Source organism: Aminobacter sp. GW821-FHT11F06 (assembly GCF_058808215.1).
Genome location: NZ_JBXARL010000021.1, coordinates 1 through 17,419, shown reverse-complemented (window position 1 = coordinate 17,419; position 17,419 = coordinate 1). Strand labels below are relative to the sequence as shown.

The following is a 17,419-nucleotide window of genomic DNA, read 5'->3' as shown; positions in this document are numbered from 1 at the left end:
GAAAACACCCCGGCCGAGTTCTTCGACCATCCGCGCCACGAGCGCACCAAGCTGTTCCTCAGCCAGATCCTGCATTAACTAGCTTTTAGGCTAGGACGACAGCGGCGCAAGCCGGCTTCCTCGAAACGATCAGGACGGCGGCTGGCGCTAGGTAGCCGGTTCCGCAGATCTCCAACACCGACCGGCCCTCCCTGGTTTCACGCGTTCCGCGATGCCATGTAAGTATCGAGCTTCCGTCGCGAAGGTCCGTACCTCTTAATGATTGTTGCGGCCTCGCTGGTTGGCAGACCATACTTCTTAGCAAAAGCGGCGACCTCGTATGTCTCATCGTTGGCGTTCATCTTTCGATCACCTTTGGTATTTGATTTGTCGTTGGCCATGTCAGAGAACTCGGTTGGAATTGCTATAACTCCCGTCATCTCGTTTCGATCCCGGCCGCGCTAACGGGCAGGTGGGATGCGGGGCACTTGGCAGCATCTGGGTAGACGGTGACGAGCTTTGCCCGCCACCGCCACTCGGAGTTACAGCTCGGCACCTGCCAGCTTGGTCACGAGCATTTGACGATCATCAACGGACTTGAGGCGGATCGTCATACTCTCACTTTTGACCGGAACCTGAGGAGGAAGGCTCACCTCGATTTCCGGTGCATGCTCCGCCGCCCAGTTCTTGAAGCGAGGCAACTTGTTCCCGCCGCTGATGGGGAACGTGAAACTGTATTTGAAGGTCATTCGGATCAATCCAAAGGCAATGGCGTCCGGCAGATAGCGGCGCGCAAAATCAAGCGCAGCAAATCGCACAGCCGGCGCACATACATTTCTGATGTGGTGGGGATCGCTTCCCTGGTGCCGCTCTTGCTCTCGCAGGTAGCAGCACCAGGCCGTCAGCCTGTTTGAAGGCCGCCTTTGCGGATGCTGAAGATGGCAAAGGAAACTATTTGCATAGCCGATATCTCGGCCAAATGACTACAATTGTCAAATTAGCGCCCGCGATCAGTTCGCGGCACGTGTCCAGGAGCCGTATGGTGCCAACTGACAACCAGCAGCGCCGGCACGCCCGCAGACCTCGAAGTGCTGCTGCGCGATTTGTCGATCCCAATCTCGCCGTTCGCCGTCGCACTCGACCACCATGAAATCTGGCATTTCGTTCACCCTTCAGAGATCGATCTCGCGACAACTACATATGACGCTGCGGCTGCCGGGTATACGTCGACAACCTTGATGAAGGTGATCCGGAGATCGTTTTCTACCACGCCGCCGCTTAGGCGGGAGTAGCACGGACCTCCGTTTTCTACCCCCCCCCTTGAGAACATTCCGTTTGGGGCCGATACTGGCCTGTCCGAAGCCGCCGTTCGAGGAACGTCAGGTAGCATCAATGTTCAAGCTACCTGTCGGCTCCGTAGCTATCTTCACAAATGCCTTGGTCGCTGGGTTTGGCTTGCGGACCGCCAGAGACAGCTCGAAAGCTGCTTCCGGCTCGGCTATTGCGCGATATGCAATGCGATCCGGCCGAAAGCTCGCCATGCTCTCCGGGACTATGGACACGCCTGCGCCCACCGCGACGAGCGACAGAACGGCATGCATACCATGCGCCTCCTGCGTGATCTGAGGCACGAAGCCGGCGTCGGCACACAATCGGATCACCTGAAGGTGGAAGCCCCGCCCTTCGATCATCGGCCATAGAACAAATGCTCCATCCGCAAGGTCCGCAGGAGTCAGCCTGTCTTGGCGCGACAAAGGATGATCAATCGGCAGGGCCATGCAAAGCCGGTCGTGATCGAAGCCGTGCAACTCGATCCCCTCCGTATCTGCCAGTGGGGGAATGACGATCGCGGCATCAAGCGTGCCGTTCAGAAGACTGGCGATCTGGGTTGCCGTGGTCGCCTCGCGCAATTCCAGGCGCACATCAGGCCGCGCATGCCGAAACCTCCTTACCGTATCGGGCAATCGCCCGTAGAGCGCGCTGCCGACATATCCCAGCCGAACAAGGCCGGTGAGGCCGGCTGCTGTCTCCTGCGCCACGCGGATTGAGTAATGCGCCTGGCGGAGCGTCTCACGCGCTTCACGGAGAAACGCATGACCTGCGGCGGTCAGGCCCATAATCCGGTTGCCACCCCGGTCGATCAAGACGACGCCCAGGTCCTCTTCCAGCCGTCTAATCGCAACCGTCAATGGTGGTTGGGACATACCGAGGCGGTGAGCCGCGCGGTGGAAATGGCCCTCCTCCGCAACGGCGACGAACTGCTCCATTTTGCGCAGGTCGATCATGCCGCGCCCGGATGAGAGCGGCTCCTCTGATACATCATGCATATCACGATCCCATTTCCTTGGTATTGGACGTATCGTAGCGTTGTGGCCATCTTCCGCGCAATGGAGAATGCCATGATGAACCAATTAGATTTTTGCGGACGCACTGTCCTCATAACCGGAGCGGGCCGAGGCTTGGGCCTCGCCTATGCGAGAGCGGTCGGCCAGCTCGGCGCGACTGTCCTGCTGCACGATGTCGGTGCGGATACTGATGGAACCGGGACCGAGCCAGCGATTGCGGAAAACGTCGCCGCGAGCCTTTCCCTTGAAGGGATCGCCGCGCATCCCTTCCACACCCCGATAAACACGCGCGATGACTGCCATACCCTGGTGCGCAATTGCCTGGCCGTAAACGGACGCCTCGATGCGGTGATCCACAATGCTGGCTGGGTGGGCTACGAACGGATCGAGGATTTTCAGGATGCCTCCTTCGACCACATGATGACGGTCACGGCAAAGGCACCGCTCTGGATCGCTCAAGCCACATGGCCCCGCATGCGTGAGGCCGGCTATGGCCGGATCGTGCTGACGACCTCCTGCCGCGCTCTTTATCCGCAATATGTCCAGAAGGGTCTTGCCTCTTACGCCGCAGCCAAGATGGCCGCCGTGGGCATCATGAACGTTCTTGCGGCCGAGGGGGCTGCGCACGGCATTATCGTCAATGCGGTTTCTCCGGTTGCGAAGACCCGGATGTGGGGCGTGGAGGGCGAACCGGACGAGCTGAAGCCCGAAACTGTCGCGCCGGGTGTAGCCTTCCTTGCCTCGGCCGCATGTTTAGAAGGGGGCTGGATACTGCGGGCCGCGAACGGGCAGTTCCATGCGACTCGCGCAGTTGAGGCCGAGGGGGTGGATTATCCGCGCGACCTGCGCGCGGTCCACGCTGGCACTCCAGCCGCCGTGGCTACGGCATGGGACCAGATTGCGGTCCTTGCGCAGGAGCCGCGGTCATGACCGCCGCCCCCGACTTCAAGATTGCAGTCAGAACTAACGCGATCATCGGCGAAAGTCCCATCTGGAGCGCGCGGCGCAACCGACTGCTGTGGATCGACATCATGGGCGGGCAGGTCCACAGCTACGACCCGGCAACCGGACATGATGACGTAATCGACGTTCCCGCCGCTGTCGGCCTGCTGGCAGAGGGTCCGGCGGGTCAGATCGTTCTGGGCCTCGACTGCGAGCTGGCACGCCTTGGAGCGGATGGCCGCATCGAACGCTTCGCACGCTCTCCACATGCCGATCAGGCATTCCGGTTCAACGACGGGAAGTATGACCGCCAGGGTCGACTGTGGACCGGGCTAATGAACAAGGAAGGACAGAAGGGCGTCGGCATCCTTTACCGGTTCGATCCGGATGGAACGTGGCATATGGCCGATACCGGTTTCGATCTGCCCAATGGCCTGGAATGGAGCCAGGATGGCCAAACGCTCTATTACACGGACTCGCACAAGGGAGAGATCTACGCCTACGACTTCGATCCGGCCACAGGCGAGATCAGCAACCGCCGCCTGTTCTTCGGCATGAACCCCAAGGAGGGAAAGCCCGATGGCCTGACGATGGACAGTGCGGGCCATCTTCTCAGTGTTCTTTTCGACGGATCGGCCATCGCCCGCATTGCTCCTGACGGCTCTCTTGAGCGTCTGATCCCTCTCCCTGTGCCGCGCCCGACGAGTTGCGCCTTTGGCGGCGATGGCCGGACCTTGTTCGTCACCACGGCCCGGATCGGCCTGACAGACGAACGCATTGCCTGCGCTCCGGCCTCAGGGGCGCTTCTGGAAGTCGATTATGAGGACGCGGTGCGATGAAGGACCACCACTGTCTTGCCACGATGAAAGTGGCGAAAGCCGATGCGAATGTCAGCTTGGTCACGATAGCTGCCGAAAAGCCTTCAACATCAGAATGGCTGGTTCCCACCACCAAGGCGACGTCCTGGCATTGAGCTGGTCGCAGTTGAACCGGAAATTGGTTCCGACTTGTTTGGGGCCGTCTCCGGACAGTCTGGTTTTCGACAAATCGTATGGTAATCCGCCGTTCGGCAACCGACACCATTCCCTTCATTCAAGGTGGTCCGATGACCGGTCCGAAGCCGGCCATCTACTCCGGCCAGGGGCCGCGTGCCATTAGAGCGAAAGTCCCGTCGGCAGTGTGCGGTCCCCAAATGCTGAGAGCGGATATCTGTCGCCGACGTCTATCCCCGGCCGATTTTCGCCTCCACAACCTCCACGGACCTCGTAGCGGCTTCCCCTCCATAGATCCGGGACAGGCCCTTGATGCGTGTCGCGATTACGTCGACGAGGCGACAAACGATCTCATGGGTGATTCCCTCCTGGCGAAGCCCTTGGGCGCACTCCGATGCCATATCGGGCATCACCGCGAGTTGGTGGCGGATCGTCTGGATCGTGTACTCGCCGCCGCCCTTGGCCGAAGACGCACAGCGCGCTCCCAGTGACGCGGCATGATCTCGCCGATCAGGTAGGCCCTGTCGATCTTCATCGCCAGCTTGAGGTCGAGCATCTTAGCTTGGGTCTCTCCCTCGCCGAGGTGCGGCAGAATGGAGGAGATGTCGTAGAGTGGAGCTAAGCGGGCCTCGCCCTGAGCACCGAGCAGCATCGAGTAGTTCTTTGCATGTGCGTCCGTGCCGGCGATGATCCAGCTGAAGACGTTCGCGGCCATGAAGGTCTTACGATCGCGGACAGGGTCTAGGGAGGCCGACAGCACCTTGTTGGAGATAGTCGTGATACCCGGGCCCACCCTGGTTCTCATGCTTGAGCGTCGGCATCACCGACAGGGCCTGGCACCTGCTTCCAGCAAAATGGAATTGAAAGCAGCCGTTGTATCCGCCTAGTCTGGGGTGTTTAAACGCGCCACGATTCTAGCGTCTCATAGGTCAACTGGCTGCGAACACAGGCAACATATGGACACCGAAGTCACCGACAGCCCCTCCATCGAGGACCTCAACACGGTGGGCGACCACTTGACCGCCTTCAATGCAGCCGATGTCGGTCCTGCGGACAAGCGCTCGTTGGCAGTGTTCGTCCGCGGCAAGGATGGTTCCGTGGTCGCCGGCATGTCCGGCTACACGGCCTGGGGTTGGCTCTATGTCCAATGGCTCTGGGTGGACGAAAGCCTGCGAGGGCAGAACGCGGCTTCGCGCATGCTGCAGGCAGCTGAAGACGAGGCCGCGATCCGCGGCTGCCATGGCGCTTACATCGACACCTTCAGCCCAACGGCGCTGAAGGTCTATCAGCGCCAGGGCTACAAGCCGTTCGGGACATTGCCGGATTTCCCCAAAGGCCGAACTCGCACCTTCCTGGCGAAGTCGCTGGAACAAGCCTGACGGGATACGGCAAAAGATCGGCGGCCGTCACGGTCGCCGATCCTGCGCCATGGCCTCCGTGTCATGGGCGGATATCACTCGGCGGTGCGGCCGCCCATCATCGGCTGCGGCGCACCCGTCGTGCTCGGGAAGCTGATCGGCATGCCGCGCAGGACGCGCACGGCGAGGAACGCGAAGCACTCGGCCTCCACCGCATCGCCGCGCCAGCCGATGGTGTCGGCAGAGACGGCATCGACGCCCGCACGCGCACGCAGCATCGCCATGAAGGTCGGGTTGTGGCGGCCGCCGCCTGACACAAACAGCTTCTTCGGCCGCTGCGGCAGAAGGTCGAGCGCCTTGCCGACACAGGATGCGCTGAAGGCGGTCAGGATGGCGGCGCCATCCTCGTTGCTCAGCCCGTCGGCCATCGCGGCGGTGAAGTCGAAGCGATCGAGCGACTTGGGATAGGCTGCGGCGAGATAGGGATGCTCGAGCAGGCGCGCGAGCCTGTCCTCGTCGACGGTGCCGGCGGCGGCAAGCGCCCCGCCCCGGTCCATCTCGCCCAGCCCCCTCGACTTGACGAAGTCGTTGATCGGCGCGTTGGCCGGGCCGGTGTCGAAGGCGACGAGGTCGGACTTGCCGTCCCACCAGGTGACGTTGCCGACGCCGCCGAGATTGAGGATGGCGCTGTCACCGCTGGCACCGGCGGTACCCAGCAAGGCGGCGTGATAGGCGGCAGCCAGCGGCGCCCCCTGGCCGCCGGCGCGTATGTCGGCGGTACGGAAATCATAGACGACCTTGGTGCCTAGGAGCGAATGCATCAGCGCGCCATCGCCGAGCTGGCAGGTCTCGCCTGGCAGGCCGCCCTTTTGCGGGCCACGATGCAGCACGGTCTGGCCATGAAAGCCAACCACGCCGATGTCGGCCATGGTCATGCCGGCACCCTCGACGACCTGGCGCACGGCGGCAGACTGGGCGCGAGTGAGGGCCTGCTCGGCCTTGGCGAAGATTGCCGGCTCCGGCCCCACGAAGTTCCAGACCCTGGCTTCGGCCTGCGCCTGCTCCAGCATCGGCCGGACCGAAGCCTCGTAAGGCACGAGCGCGTAGGGACCGAAGGCCTCGATGCGCTCGCCGTCGGTCTTGAGCAGCGCGACGTCGATGTTACCGTCGAGCACGGTTCCGGTCATCAGCCCGACCGACCAGATGGGTTGCATGTTCAAGCTCCGTTGATGACGTCGCCGACCTGGCGGCGCAGATCTGTTATGCCGCTGTCGAAATGACGCGTCGGGTGGATACGGTTGGTGAGCAGCGTCCAGGCGCGGCCGGCGTCGAAGTCTATCCAGAGGCCCGTGCCGGTAAATCCGGTATGGCCAATGGTGCCTGCGCTGCAGCGCTCGCCACCGGACCAGCCGGCATAAGGATGCTCCCAGCCATGCGTGCGCTTGGCCGAAAGCGGCGTGCGCATCAGGGCGATTGCGTCGGCCGAGGCGCCACTGCCATCGAGCAGGCCTTGCGCGAAATCAAGCACGGAGGCTGCCGTGCCGAACAGTCCGGCATGGCCGGCACCCTGAAGGGCCGAGCAATTGTCGTCATGGACCTCGCCCGATAACACCCTGTGCCGCCAGGTGCAGTCCTCGGTCGCCGCTGACTGGTCAGGATCGGCCGAAAAGGCAAAGCCCTTGCTGGCACCCATGTTGCGAATCCACTTGCCCGACAGGCGCTCCATGGCAAAGCCGAGCAGGATGAAGTTGATGTCGGAATAGACTGGCGCTTCCAGCTTTCGCCATTCGCGCTGCAGAATGAACGTCCGCAGCAGGTCCGGGTCACGGCCATAGGTATAGATCGGTTCGACCGCCGGAAACGGCGTCTGGTGGCCGAGACACTGGCGGAAGGTGACCTGCCGTTCCCAGGCGTTGGAGTCATACTGGCGCAGATCCGGCAAAACAGTCGTCAAAGGCGCGTCGAGATCGACGGTGCCCGCCTCGGCCAGCGCCAGGATACGCGGCGTGGTGAAGACGACCTTGGTTAGCGATGCCAGGTCGAACCAGGTGTCTTCGCACATAGGGCGCTTTGACGGCACGCGCTGCGCATGCCCGATGGCCCGGCTGATCCTGTTGCCGCCCCTGTCGACGATAGCAAGGACGCCCCCCGGGACGCGACCGGCCTGCACGGCCTGTTTCAGCGCTTCGAAGGCACGTTGGTGAAGCCGGGCGAGATCGTCGGTGGTCATCTTCTTACTCTCTCAGGCTTGGGCCCGTACCTTGTGGTCCTTGCCGAACTGGAGCCAGTTCGCGGCCGGCGGCTCATAGCCGACCGGGCGCACCAGCGACGGCACCTGGCGGGTATCGAGCTCGAAGTTCTGCTTGCGGCGGTCGATTGTCGGCACGGCGGCGATCAGCTTCTTGGTATAGGGATGCTGCGGATCCGAGAGCACTGCTTTCGCATCGCCGATCTCGACGATCTGGCCGGCATACATCACCGCGACACGATGCGCGATGCGCTCGACGACCGCCATGTCGTGGGAGATGAAGAGATAGGCGAGACCGTATTCGTGCTGCAAGTCGACCAGCAGTTCCAGCACGCGCGCCTGCACCGAGACGTCAAGGGCGGAGACCGCCTCGTCGAGCACCACGACCGACGGGTTGAGCATCAGCGCCCGGGCAATGCAAAGGCGCTGGCGCTGGCCGCCGGAGAACTGGTGCGGATAGCGGGCAAGGCTGTCCTCGGGCAGGCCGACGCGCTTGAGCAGTGCTGCCATCCGTTCGCGAACCGCTGTATCGACGGGCGCGCCGGTGGCGATCACAGGCTCGGCCAGGATCTGCTCGACGTTGAGACGTGGGTTGAGCGAGGCATAAGGGTTCTGGAACACCATCTGCACCGGCAGCCGGCTCTGACCGGGTCGCGCGGCCTGGGCTTCCACCGAAAACGCCCCGCGCGTCGGCGAGACGAGGCCGAGCACGGCGCGCGCGGTGGTCGACTTGCCCGAACCGCTTTCGCCGACGATCGCCAGCGTTTCACCCGGCATCAGATCGAAGGCGACGCCGTCGACGGCATGCACCGCCCCCACCGGCTTGCTGAACCAGCCGCCCTTCAGCGGATAGCGCACAACAAGGTCGTCGACCTCGAGCGTCGGCTTGGGCAGCGGCGCTACCGCGCGTGCTCCGTCCGTTCTTGCCGCTACACCGTTGGAGAAGTGCGGCACCGCATGCAGCAGATGCTGGGTGTAGGGGTGCTGCGGCTTATCGAGTATCTGGCCCAGTTCACCCTGCTCGACGACCCTGCCATCCTGCATCACCATCACGCGGTCGGCGATGCCGGCGACGAGGCCGATGTCGTGGCTGATGAAGATCATCGACATGCCGGTTTCGCGGCGAAGCTCGGCGAGCAGCGCCATGATCTGCGCCTGTACGGTGACGTCGAGCGCCGTCGTCGGCTCGTCGGCGATCAGCAGGCGCGGATTGCAGGCGAGCGCCATGGCGATCATCACACGCTGCAGCATGCCGCCCGACAACTCGTTCGGCGTCGCCTTGAGCCGGCGCTCGGCATCGGGGATACGCACGCGTTCGAGAGCGTCGCGCGCTGCGGCACGTGCCTGCACTCCAGTCAGGCCGCGATGCAGGCGGAACGATTCCTCGATCTGGGCGCCGATGGTCAGCACCGGATTGAGCGACGTCATCGGCTCTTGGAAGATCACGCCGATCTCGGCGCCGCGGATGCCGGTCAATTCCTGCTTGCTGGCGCTGGTGACATCGAGCACGCTGCCGTCGGCGCGCAGCAGTTCGATCTTGCCGCTGGTGATGCGGCCGCCGGCATAGTCGATCAGCCGGTTGCTCGACAGAGCGGTCACCGACTTGCCTGAGCCGCTCTCGCCGACGATCGCCAGCACTTCGCCGACGCCGAGGTCGAAACTCACGCCATGCACGACTTCCTTGGCGCTGGCCGCCGGGCCGAAACTGACATGCAAATCGCGGATCGAAAGGATCGGTTTCATCTCTGATGCCATCGTCACGCCCTCCTCGTCTTGGGGTCGAGGATGTCGCGCAGCGCATCGCCGAGAAGGTTGAAGCCGAGGATCGAGAGCATGATGGCGACAGCCGGGAAAGCCAGCAGCCACGGCGCCTGCTCCATCAGGTTGCGCGCGTCACTCAGCATCAGGCCGAGCGACGAGGCCGGCGGCTGGGTGCCGAGGCCGAGGAAGCTCAAGCCGGCCTCGGTCAGCAGCGCCCAGGCGAGCGCCAGCGTGACCTGCACGGTGAGCGGCGCCACCAGGTTGAGCAGCAGGTGCCGGGTCAGGATATAGGTGCGGCTCGAGCCAAAGGTGCGGGCGGCATCGACGAAATCGCGGGCCTTGAGCGACAGAGCCGGGCCGCGCACGACGCGGGTGAAGATCGGCGTATAGACGATGCTGATGGCAGCGACGCTGGTCCAGGTGCCTGGGCCAATGATGGTGACGATCAGAAGCGCCAAAAGGATCGCCGGGAAGGCCAGCAGCACGTCCATCAACCGCATCATCACCGTGTCCCAGCGCTTGCCATACCAAGCGGCAGTGAGGCCAAGCACTGTCCCGGCAAGCGTCGCGAACGCCACGGAGAAGAAGGCGACCGTGAACGACTGGCCGACGCCTTTCATCAGACGGCTCATGACGTCGCGGCCAAACAGGTCCGTGCCCATCAGATAAGACGACGACGGCGCATGCAGACGGTCGATACGGTACTGCATCAGCGGGTCGTGCGGGGTCAGGCCGACAGCGCCGAGCAAGGCGACGACCAGATAGACCAGCACGATGGCGCCGCCGATGCGCCCGCTCGGATGCGAAAAGATGGCCTTCACGACGCGCATCAACGGCCCTCCAGGCGAATACGGGGGTCGAGCGCGGCATAAGCGAGGTCGACGAGCAGATTGACGATCATGAAGTTGAGGGCGATGAACAGCACCGCACCCTGAACAAGCGCATAGTCGCGCTGCAGGATGGCTTCCAGCACCATGCGGCCGAGGCCCGGCAGAGCATAGATCTGTTCAACGATGACGGCGCCGCCGAGCAGGTAGCCGAACTCGATGCCGCTCAGCGTGACGACGGGCACCAGCGCATTGGGCAGCGCGTGACGCCAGATGACGCTGCGCTCGGAGGCGCCTTTGCTGCGCGCGGTGCGCACATAGTCGTCGCTCAAGACGTCGAGCATGGCCGAGCGGGTGACGCGGGTGACCGAGGATGCAAAGGCGCAGCCAAGCGTGATCGCCGGCAGGATCATCTGGCCGAGATTCTGTAACGGATCCTGCCAGAACGGGGTGAACGCACCCATGGTGGGCAGCACGCCGAAGCCAGCCGACAGGATGTAAATGATGACGAGGCCGACAACGAAGCTCGGCGTCGACTGGCCGATCATGGCCGCGATGCGGACACCGAGATCGGCCGGACGTTCGTTGCGGGTGGCAGCGAACACACCTGCAGGCACGCCGATCGACAGCGCGATCAGCATGGCCAGAAGTGCCAGCTCAAGCGTCAGCGGAAAGCGTTCGATAATGACCGACAGCACCGGTTTGCCGTAGGTCACCGATATGCCGAGGTCGCCGCTGAACAGGCCGGTGAACCAGCGCCAGTACTGGACTGGCCAAGGTTGGTCGATGCCGAAATAGATCGCCAGCGAATCCCGCTGCTGCGGGGTCAGAAGTCCCGCCTCGGTTCCCAGCATGGCCGTGATAGAATCGCCCGGTACCAGCCGAATGGCGATGAAGACGATGATAGAGACGCCGATCAGGACCAGGGGAAAGGCCCGCAGGCGACGTATCACGTAACTCATGGCGAAAGACCATCTGGGGTTGGGGAGCCGTTGCGGCTCCCGGGCTAGACCGAACATGGCCGGTCGCGAATTCAAGGGCGGTCGCCATCGGCTCAACGGCGACCGCCTTTGGGCGGCGACAGGGAGATGCCCGCCGCCCAAAAACACCTGTTGCTACTGGACGGTGACCTTGCCGAGGCTGACCAGCGAGCCGGTCGGCATCGGGACGAAACCCTGCACGTTCTTCTGCTGCGCGGTGTAGCCATAGCCGGTGTAGAGCCAGATCCACGGCGCCTTTTCGGCAAGCTGCTTGTCGAACTCGGCGAATATCACCTTGCGCTTTTCCGGATCGGTCTCGGCGCGGCCGTCCTGCAGCAGCTTGTCGAGCGTGTCGTCGGCGAAGTTGGAAACCTTCTGCAGGTTGCCGTTCTTGGTCCAGTAGCGGTTGTACATGGTGTAGGGGTCGGGACGGCCGCCATTCAGCGCCACCGCCATGTCGAAGTCGCCCTTCAGCCAGGTGTCGACATAGACGTTGAGCTCCATCATCTTGATGTCGAGCTTGACGCCGATCTCAGCCAGCTGCGACTGCAACACCTGGGCTTCGGCGGCAGCCGTCGGCGGCTCGCCGGTCGCAGCGATCACCGTGGCGCTGAAGCCGTCGGCAAAGCCGGCATCGGCCATCAGCTTCTTGGCCTTCTCGACGTCCTGCTTGTAGCAGAACAGCGAATTCGGGTCGGAAGCGAAGAACGCAGCGGTAATTGGCCCGGTCACCTTGCCTTCGCCTAGCGATGCCGTGTCGAGCACGGCCTGGCGGTCGACGGCGCAGGAAATGGCCTGGCGCACGGCAAGCTCGCTCATCGGCTTGCGCGCGGGATTGAGCTGCAGCACGTGGTAGGCGAGCAGCGGCGCACGGTTGAGCTGAAGCTTCGGCTCCTTGGGCACCAGCGTCGCGATCAGCGGATCGTTGAGCAGCGCGAAGTCGATCTGGCCAGTGCGCATGGCAGCGAGGATCGCGGTTTCGTCGGGCAGCACGCTGATTTCGATGCCGTCGACACCGGTCGCACCGCCAGCCCAGTCCTTGTTGGCAACAAGTGCGGCCTTGGAATTGGGATCCCACTTCTCGAGCTTGAACGGACCTGAGCCGACAGCCTTTGTGCCGATGGTGCCGGCCGCGATCTCGCTTGCCGGGACGATCGACGAATTGGTGTCGGTCATGGCGGTCAGGATCGGCGCGTCGGGCTGCTTCAGCTTGAACACCACGGTGCCGGCGTCGGGCGTCTCGACGGCTTCGATGGACAGGTAGTTGGCGCGGTTGGCCGCACCCGTCTTCTCGTCGAGGATGCGTTCGAACGATGCCTTGACGTCGGCCGAGGTCACGGCCGCGCCGTTCTGAAACTTGGCCTTGGGGTCGAGCTTGAAGGTCAGCTGCTTGCCGTCGGCTCCGAATTCCCACGACGTCGCGATTCCGGGGATAATTTTGAGATCGGCGTCGAGGCGCACGAGCGGCTCATAGATCAACTCAAGCAGTCGCAGCGACGAGAAGGCCGTCTGCTTGTGCGGGTCGAGGCCGGTGGCGTCCTGCGCCCAGGCCATCCGCAGGGTCGCTGCATCGGCATGCCCTGCAACAGCCGACAGGCCGATCATCACGGCCGTGGTTGCCCCAAGGAAATACTTGAACTTGCTGGTCATTTCATCCTCCCTGTTACTCTTTCGCTGGCGCGACCAGAATGGCCGCCCGGATCACATGGATGCCTGCTTCGCATCCTGGATTGCTTGCCGCAAGAAGCCTTTGGAACCGTCCAGCGCTGATCGCGCTGCGCCAAGATCCATCCCCGTCATGACGATGAGGATTGCCAGCTTTACGTCGTTGTCGGTCTGGGCGAGCGCTGCCTGCGCCTCTTCCAGCGTGCATTCGCTCGCCTGCATGACGATGCGGGCGGCGCGCGCCACGAGCTTCTTGTTCGAGGCCTTCAGGTCGACCATCAGGTTTTCGTAGGTCTTGCCGATGCCGATCATGCTGGCGGTGGTCAGCATGTTGAGCACCAGCTTTTCGGCCGTGCCCGATTTCATGCGCGTCGAGCCCGTCAGCGCTTCGGGGCCGACAACCGGCGAAATGGCGATATCGGCAATGGCGGCAATGGCCGACTGGGGGTTGCATGACAATGCGACCGCAGTTGCACCGATCTTCTTCGCATAGTTCAGGCCGCCAATGACGTAGGGCGTACGGCCGCTGGCGGCGATACCGACGACGACGTCGCTGGCCGTCAACTCGATGTCGGCCAGCGCCTCGGCGCCCTTGGTCTGGCTGTCCTCGGCCCCTTCCGTCGCTTTCAGCAAAGCGCTGTAGCCGCCGGCAATGAGCCCGACCACCATGGTCGACGGCACGCTGAATGTCGGCGGGCACTCCGAGGCGTCGAGCACGCCAATGCGGCCGCTGGTGCCGGCGCCCATATAGATCAGCCGTCCGCCCTGCCTGAAGGCAGCGATTGTGCGGTCTGCTGCAGCCGCGATTTCGGGGATCACCTTTTCGACCGCATGCGCGACAAGTTTGTCTTCGTCGTTGATTTTCCTGAGGACATCGATCGTCGGCAGCAGATCGATATCCATGGTGCGTGGGTTCCGCTCCTCGGAAACCAATCGCCCCAGCTCCGAAATCAAGGCTTGTTCTGACACTTGTCGCCACCTGCCCGGTTCTCAAAATGTAAGAGCACGCGGAGCCGGTTCTCCGAGGCTTTCATTAAATTTCTAGAATGCAATATTCCTAGTGTCAACAAGATTTGGAATGGATTATTCCTTGAGACTGGACGACCGGTCGAGCCGCCTGGCCAGGATGATCGCGCCGGAAACGGCGTCGCCATCGGTCGGCTTGAGGCGGCGGCGAACATCGGGCGCAAGCCAGGGTTCGAGCGGGCTGGCCAGGCCACCAAGAAGCGTGACCCGAGGCGCACCCTTGTCGAAGAGGGTGCGCACGATAGTATCGATCTGCTCCGCCGCGGACTGCACGATGCGACGGCCAGCGGCGTCGCCCTGGTCGGCATGGCGCATGACGGTCGGTGCCAGGGCCGCGTAGTCGGTGGCTGTTGCCCGATCCATCCAGGCCACCGCCTCCATAGGATCATCGTGGAAGCGCTGTATGATTTCCGTCAGAAGGGCGGAACGGTCGTGCCGACCGTCATGGGCACGGAGCGCGAGTTGCACCGCCTTCAAGCCCAGATCGGCACCACTGCCCTCGTCCGAGATCGGGAACCCGTAGCCGCCGACCCTGAGGTCTCGTCCCTCGACGAAACCCAGTCCGATCGAACCGGTACCGGCGATGACGATCGCCCCATCCTTGCCCGAATGGGCGCCGAGGCAGGCGCCCATTCCGTCGCTGGTAAAGTCTATTCCGGCGAAGGGATGCGCGGTGGCCCTGAGTGCCTCCAGCGCACCCTTGCGCCCTATGCCGGCAAGGCCGATGCCGGCGAAGGTGCGCGCCAGTTCGGCAGAGCCGAATCGCGCTTCTTCGGCCGCCTCGCCGAAGGCACGCGCGATCGACGCCCACGCGACGTCGATGCCGAGCCGCGTCGTCGCCGGACCGGAAAGCCCCTGCCCGAGCACATTGCCGGCCTCATCGACGATCCGGGCGCGGCAGCCGGTGCCGCCGCCATCGACGCCGAGATAGAAGCGAGGCGTGGGGGCGCTGGTCATCCGGGCAGCCGCTCGATGGTGGCGCCACACATGCGCAGCTTGCGGTCGAGGCTCTCATAGCCCCGGTCGAGATGGTAGACGCGATTGACGATGCTTTCGCCCTCGGCGACGAGTGCGGCAAGCACCAGAGACACAGAGGCGCGCAGGTCGGTTGCCATCACCTGCGCACCGCGCAGAGGCGTGCCGCCCCGTACGAGCGCCGTCGTCCCCTGCAGAGTGATGTTCGCGCCAAGCCGCATCAGCTCCGGCACGTGCATGAAGCGGTTCTCGAACACCGTCTCACGCAAGAGCGACGCGCCCGGCGCGCAGCACATCAGCGCCATAAACTGCGCCTGCAGGTCTGTCGGAAAGCCGGGATAAGGTTCCGTGGTGATGTCGACCGGCGTCAATGGACCGTCCCGTGAGACGATCAGGCCACGGTCTCCGGGCCACACGCTGACACCTGCCGCTTCCAGCACCTGCACCACCGACGCTAGATGCTCAAGCCGCGCGTTCGTCAGCTCCAGCTGGCCGCCAGTGATGGCTGCTGCGATGGCATAGGTTCCAGCCTCAATCCGGTCGGGAATCGTGTGATGCGAAGCCTTGCGCCACGAGGTGCCGCCCTGGATCAGTATCCGGTGCGTTCCCGCCCCCTCGATATTGGCCCCCATGGCGTTGAGGCAGGCGGCGAGATCCGTCACCTCGGGCTCGCGGGCGGCATTGACGATCTCGGTCTCGCCCTTTGCAGCGGTGGCCGCCATCATCGCCGTCTCGGTAGCGCCCACCGAGGGCGAGCCGAGCACGATGCGCGTGCCCGTCAGTCCTTGGGGCGCGTAAGCGACGATCGAGCCGCCCTGAATGCCGATTTCGGCGCCCAATTGGCCGAGCGCCTTGATGTGCATGTCGACCGGACGTGCGCCGATGGCGCAGCCGCCCGGAAGCGACACCTGTGCCTGTCCGAACCTGGCGAGCAGCGGCCCCAGCACAAGCACGGTGGCGCGCATCTTGCGTACCGTGTCGTAGCTGGTCTCGCGGGAGGACGCAGTGCTTGCATCGACCACGACCGAGCTGCCATGGCGAGCAACCTGCGCGCCATGCTGGGCAATGACGTCGAGCATGTTCTCGACGTCGCTCACCGCAGGCAGATTGGTCAGTTCGAGCGGTTCGGGGCTCAGCAGGGATGCCGCGATCTGCGGCAGGGCCGCGTTCTTGGCCCCGGAGATGGCGACGGCTCCCTGCAGCCTCTGCCCACCAAAGATGCGCAACTTGTCCATGATCGAAAACCCGTTCATCAGCCGGTCGAGACCAGCCGAGCCGACAAGAGAGTTGACCGCAATATTCTTCCCTGTCAACCTCGGATGGAATATTCTATTCCTAGATATTCGCTTGATGAAAGGCTCCTGGCGCTCCATGTCGGTTCTCACGAAAATCCTCGCGACGCTCGACACCATGGCGCCGGCCGACCGGCAGATCGGCCGGTTCATCGTCGACAACCCCGACGAGATGCTGCTGCTGTCCTCCGTCGCCCTGGCCGAGCAGACCGGGCGCAGCCAGTCCAGCGTGGTGAAGTTCGCGCAGAAGCTGGGCTATCCAAGCTACCAACAACTGAAGCTTGCAGTGAGCGAAGCCAAGGCCCAGCAATGGCAGGCCCCGCCCGGCATGGTGCACGGCAGCATCGACCGCGCCGACGGCTACGTCGCCGTGCAGCAAAAGCTCGTGGCGGGCAAGCTGACTGCGATGCAGCAGACCATGTCGGTGAACAGCGAGCAGACCGTAACCAGGGTCCTCGAATTGCTCGACCAGGCCGACCGGATCCATCTCGCCGGCGTCAGCGCCTCATCGCTTGTGGCGCGCGACTTCGCAATCAAGCTGATGAAGCTCGGCCGCAACGTCCTGCATGACAGCGACAGCCACGTGCAACTGGCGAGCGCGGCCTCGCTGGGGCCGAGGGACGTGATGGTCGCGCTTTCCCATTCCGGCACCAGCATCGAGACGCTGCGCATCGCCGAGCTTGCCAGTGAAGGCGGCGCGACGGTCGTGGCCGTTGCGTCGCTGAGGGACAATCCGCTGAGCGCGATCGCCGACATCGTGCTGCACACGGCAAGCGACGAGGACGACGTCCGTTCGTCCTCGATCACCGTCCGTGACGCCCAACTCGCGCTGACAGATCTGTTGTTCATCCTCCTGGTACAACGCCAGGCCGACGCAGGCGATCACATCCGCAAGAGCGAAGCCGCCGTCGCTGCCCTGAAACTGGATGGAAGACTGCGTTGAGACCCGGCCTAGATGTTTGATCCCAGGCTTTGATGGGGCATCCTTATCGTTCGAATCAAGGGATGCGCTATGGGCCAGGTTCTTCA

16 protein-coding genes and 1 pseudogene are annotated in these 17,419 nt (G+C 63.5%); 5 read left to right on the top strand and 12 right to left on the bottom strand.

Translation table 11 applies throughout. The annotated features are described in order from the left end of the window. A pseudogene (locus AC1RTB_RS26365) lies at positions 1-78 on the top strand (amino acid ABC transporter ATP-binding protein); the annotation flags it as partial. Positions 79-521: 443 nt separating this feature from the next. Here the strand turns inward: AC1RTB_RS26365 and AC1RTB_RS26360 are convergent. Then, positions 522-728, bottom strand: a complete 207-nt coding sequence (locus AC1RTB_RS26360; protein ID WP_492882224.1) for a hypothetical protein — start codon at positions 726-728, stop codon at positions 522-524. A gap of 630 nt (positions 729-1,358) precedes the next feature. Further along, positions 1,359-2,306 carry a LysR family transcriptional regulator gene (locus tag AC1RTB_RS26355; RefSeq protein ID WP_492882223.1) on the bottom strand — a complete coding sequence of 316 codons (948 nt, stop codon included), beginning with the start codon at positions 2,304-2,306 and terminating at the stop codon, positions 1,359-1,361. Between AC1RTB_RS26355 and AC1RTB_RS26350 the strand changes: the two genes are divergently transcribed. Continuing rightward, positions 2,301-3,254 carry an SDR family NAD(P)-dependent oxidoreductase gene (locus tag AC1RTB_RS26350; RefSeq protein WP_492882222.1) on the top strand — a complete coding sequence of 318 codons (954 nt, stop codon included), beginning with the start codon at positions 2,301-2,303 and terminating at the stop codon, positions 3,252-3,254. The two genes, AC1RTB_RS26355 and AC1RTB_RS26350, sit on opposite strands and share 6 nt — an antisense overlap. After that, positions 3,251-4,105, top strand: a complete 855-nt coding sequence (locus tag AC1RTB_RS26345) for an SMP-30/gluconolactonase/LRE family protein (RefSeq protein WP_492882221.1) — start codon at positions 3,251-3,253, stop codon at positions 4,103-4,105. The genes AC1RTB_RS26350 and AC1RTB_RS26345 overlap by 4 nt, the downstream gene beginning before the upstream one ends. Before the next feature lie 562 nt (positions 4,106-4,667). Here the strand turns inward: AC1RTB_RS26345 and AC1RTB_RS26340 are convergent. Further along, positions 4,668-5,063, bottom strand: a complete 396-nt coding sequence (locus AC1RTB_RS26340) for a HipA domain-containing protein (RefSeq protein ID WP_492882219.1) — start codon at positions 5,061-5,063, stop codon at positions 4,668-4,670. Between the two features lie 151 nt (positions 5,064-5,214). Between AC1RTB_RS26340 and AC1RTB_RS26335 the strand changes: the two genes are divergently transcribed. Next, positions 5,215-5,637: a GNAT family N-acetyltransferase gene (locus tag AC1RTB_RS26335; RefSeq protein WP_492882218.1), complete on the top strand. Its 423-nt coding sequence runs from the start codon at positions 5,215-5,217 to the stop codon at positions 5,635-5,637. Between the two features lie 74 nt (positions 5,638-5,711). On the opposite strand, the gene AC1RTB_RS26330 is transcribed toward AC1RTB_RS26335, so the two are convergent. From AC1RTB_RS26330 to murA, 9 genes are all read right to left on the bottom strand, one after another. Then, positions 5,712-6,830 (bottom strand): anhydro-N-acetylmuramic acid kinase, encoded by a 1,119-nt coding sequence (locus AC1RTB_RS26330; protein ID WP_492882217.1) that lies wholly within the window; start codon positions 6,828-6,830, stop codon positions 5,712-5,714. 2 nt (positions 6,831-6,832) lie between these two features. After that, positions 6,833-7,846, bottom strand: a complete 1,014-nt coding sequence (locus AC1RTB_RS26325; RefSeq protein WP_492882216.1) for a serine hydrolase domain-containing protein — start codon at positions 7,844-7,846, stop codon at positions 6,833-6,835. A gap of 12 nt (positions 7,847-7,858) precedes the next feature. Further along, a complete protein-coding gene (locus AC1RTB_RS26320) occupies positions 7,859-9,607 on the bottom strand; it encodes an ABC transporter ATP-binding protein (RefSeq protein WP_492882226.1) in 1,749 nt (582 codons plus the stop codon). 14 nt (positions 9,608-9,621) lie between these two features. Further along, positions 9,622-10,455: an ABC transporter permease gene (locus AC1RTB_RS26315; protein ID WP_492882215.1), complete on the bottom strand. Its 834-nt coding sequence runs from the start codon at positions 10,453-10,455 to the stop codon at positions 9,622-9,624. Next, positions 10,455-11,414, bottom strand: coding sequence for an ABC transporter permease (locus tag AC1RTB_RS26310; protein WP_476798396.1), 960 nt, complete (start codon positions 11,412-11,414; stop codon positions 10,455-10,457). The genes AC1RTB_RS26315 and AC1RTB_RS26310 overlap by 1 nt, the downstream gene beginning before the upstream one ends. Before the next feature lie 153 nt (positions 11,415-11,567). Beyond that, complete coding sequence (locus AC1RTB_RS26305) at positions 11,568-13,082, bottom strand: ABC transporter substrate-binding protein (RefSeq protein WP_492882214.1); 1,515 nt, start codon at positions 13,080-13,082, stop codon at positions 11,568-11,570. A gap of 51 nt (positions 13,083-13,133) precedes the next feature. After that, positions 13,134-14,066: an N-acetylmuramic acid 6-phosphate etherase gene (gene murQ / locus AC1RTB_RS26300; RefSeq protein ID WP_492882213.1), complete on the bottom strand. Its 933-nt coding sequence runs from the start codon at positions 14,064-14,066 to the stop codon at positions 13,134-13,136. Between the two features lie 114 nt (positions 14,067-14,180). Beyond that, positions 14,181-15,080 carry a glucosamine kinase nucleotide-binding domain-containing protein gene (locus AC1RTB_RS26295; protein ID WP_492882212.1) on the bottom strand — a complete coding sequence of 300 codons (900 nt, stop codon included), beginning with the start codon at positions 15,078-15,080 and terminating at the stop codon, positions 14,181-14,183. Next, positions 15,077-16,333 (bottom strand): UDP-N-acetylglucosamine 1-carboxyvinyltransferase, encoded by a 1,257-nt coding sequence (murA, locus tag AC1RTB_RS26290; protein WP_492882225.1) that lies wholly within the window; start codon positions 16,331-16,333, stop codon positions 15,077-15,079. The genes AC1RTB_RS26295 and murA overlap by 4 nt, the downstream gene beginning before the upstream one ends. Positions 16,334-16,469: 136 nt before the next feature. On the opposite strand from murA, the gene AC1RTB_RS26285 reads away from it, so the two are divergent. Then, complete coding sequence (locus AC1RTB_RS26285; RefSeq protein WP_492882211.1) at positions 16,470-17,333, top strand: MurR/RpiR family transcriptional regulator; 864 nt, start codon at positions 16,470-16,472, stop codon at positions 17,331-17,333. Positions 17,334-17,419 lie beyond the last annotated feature (86 nt).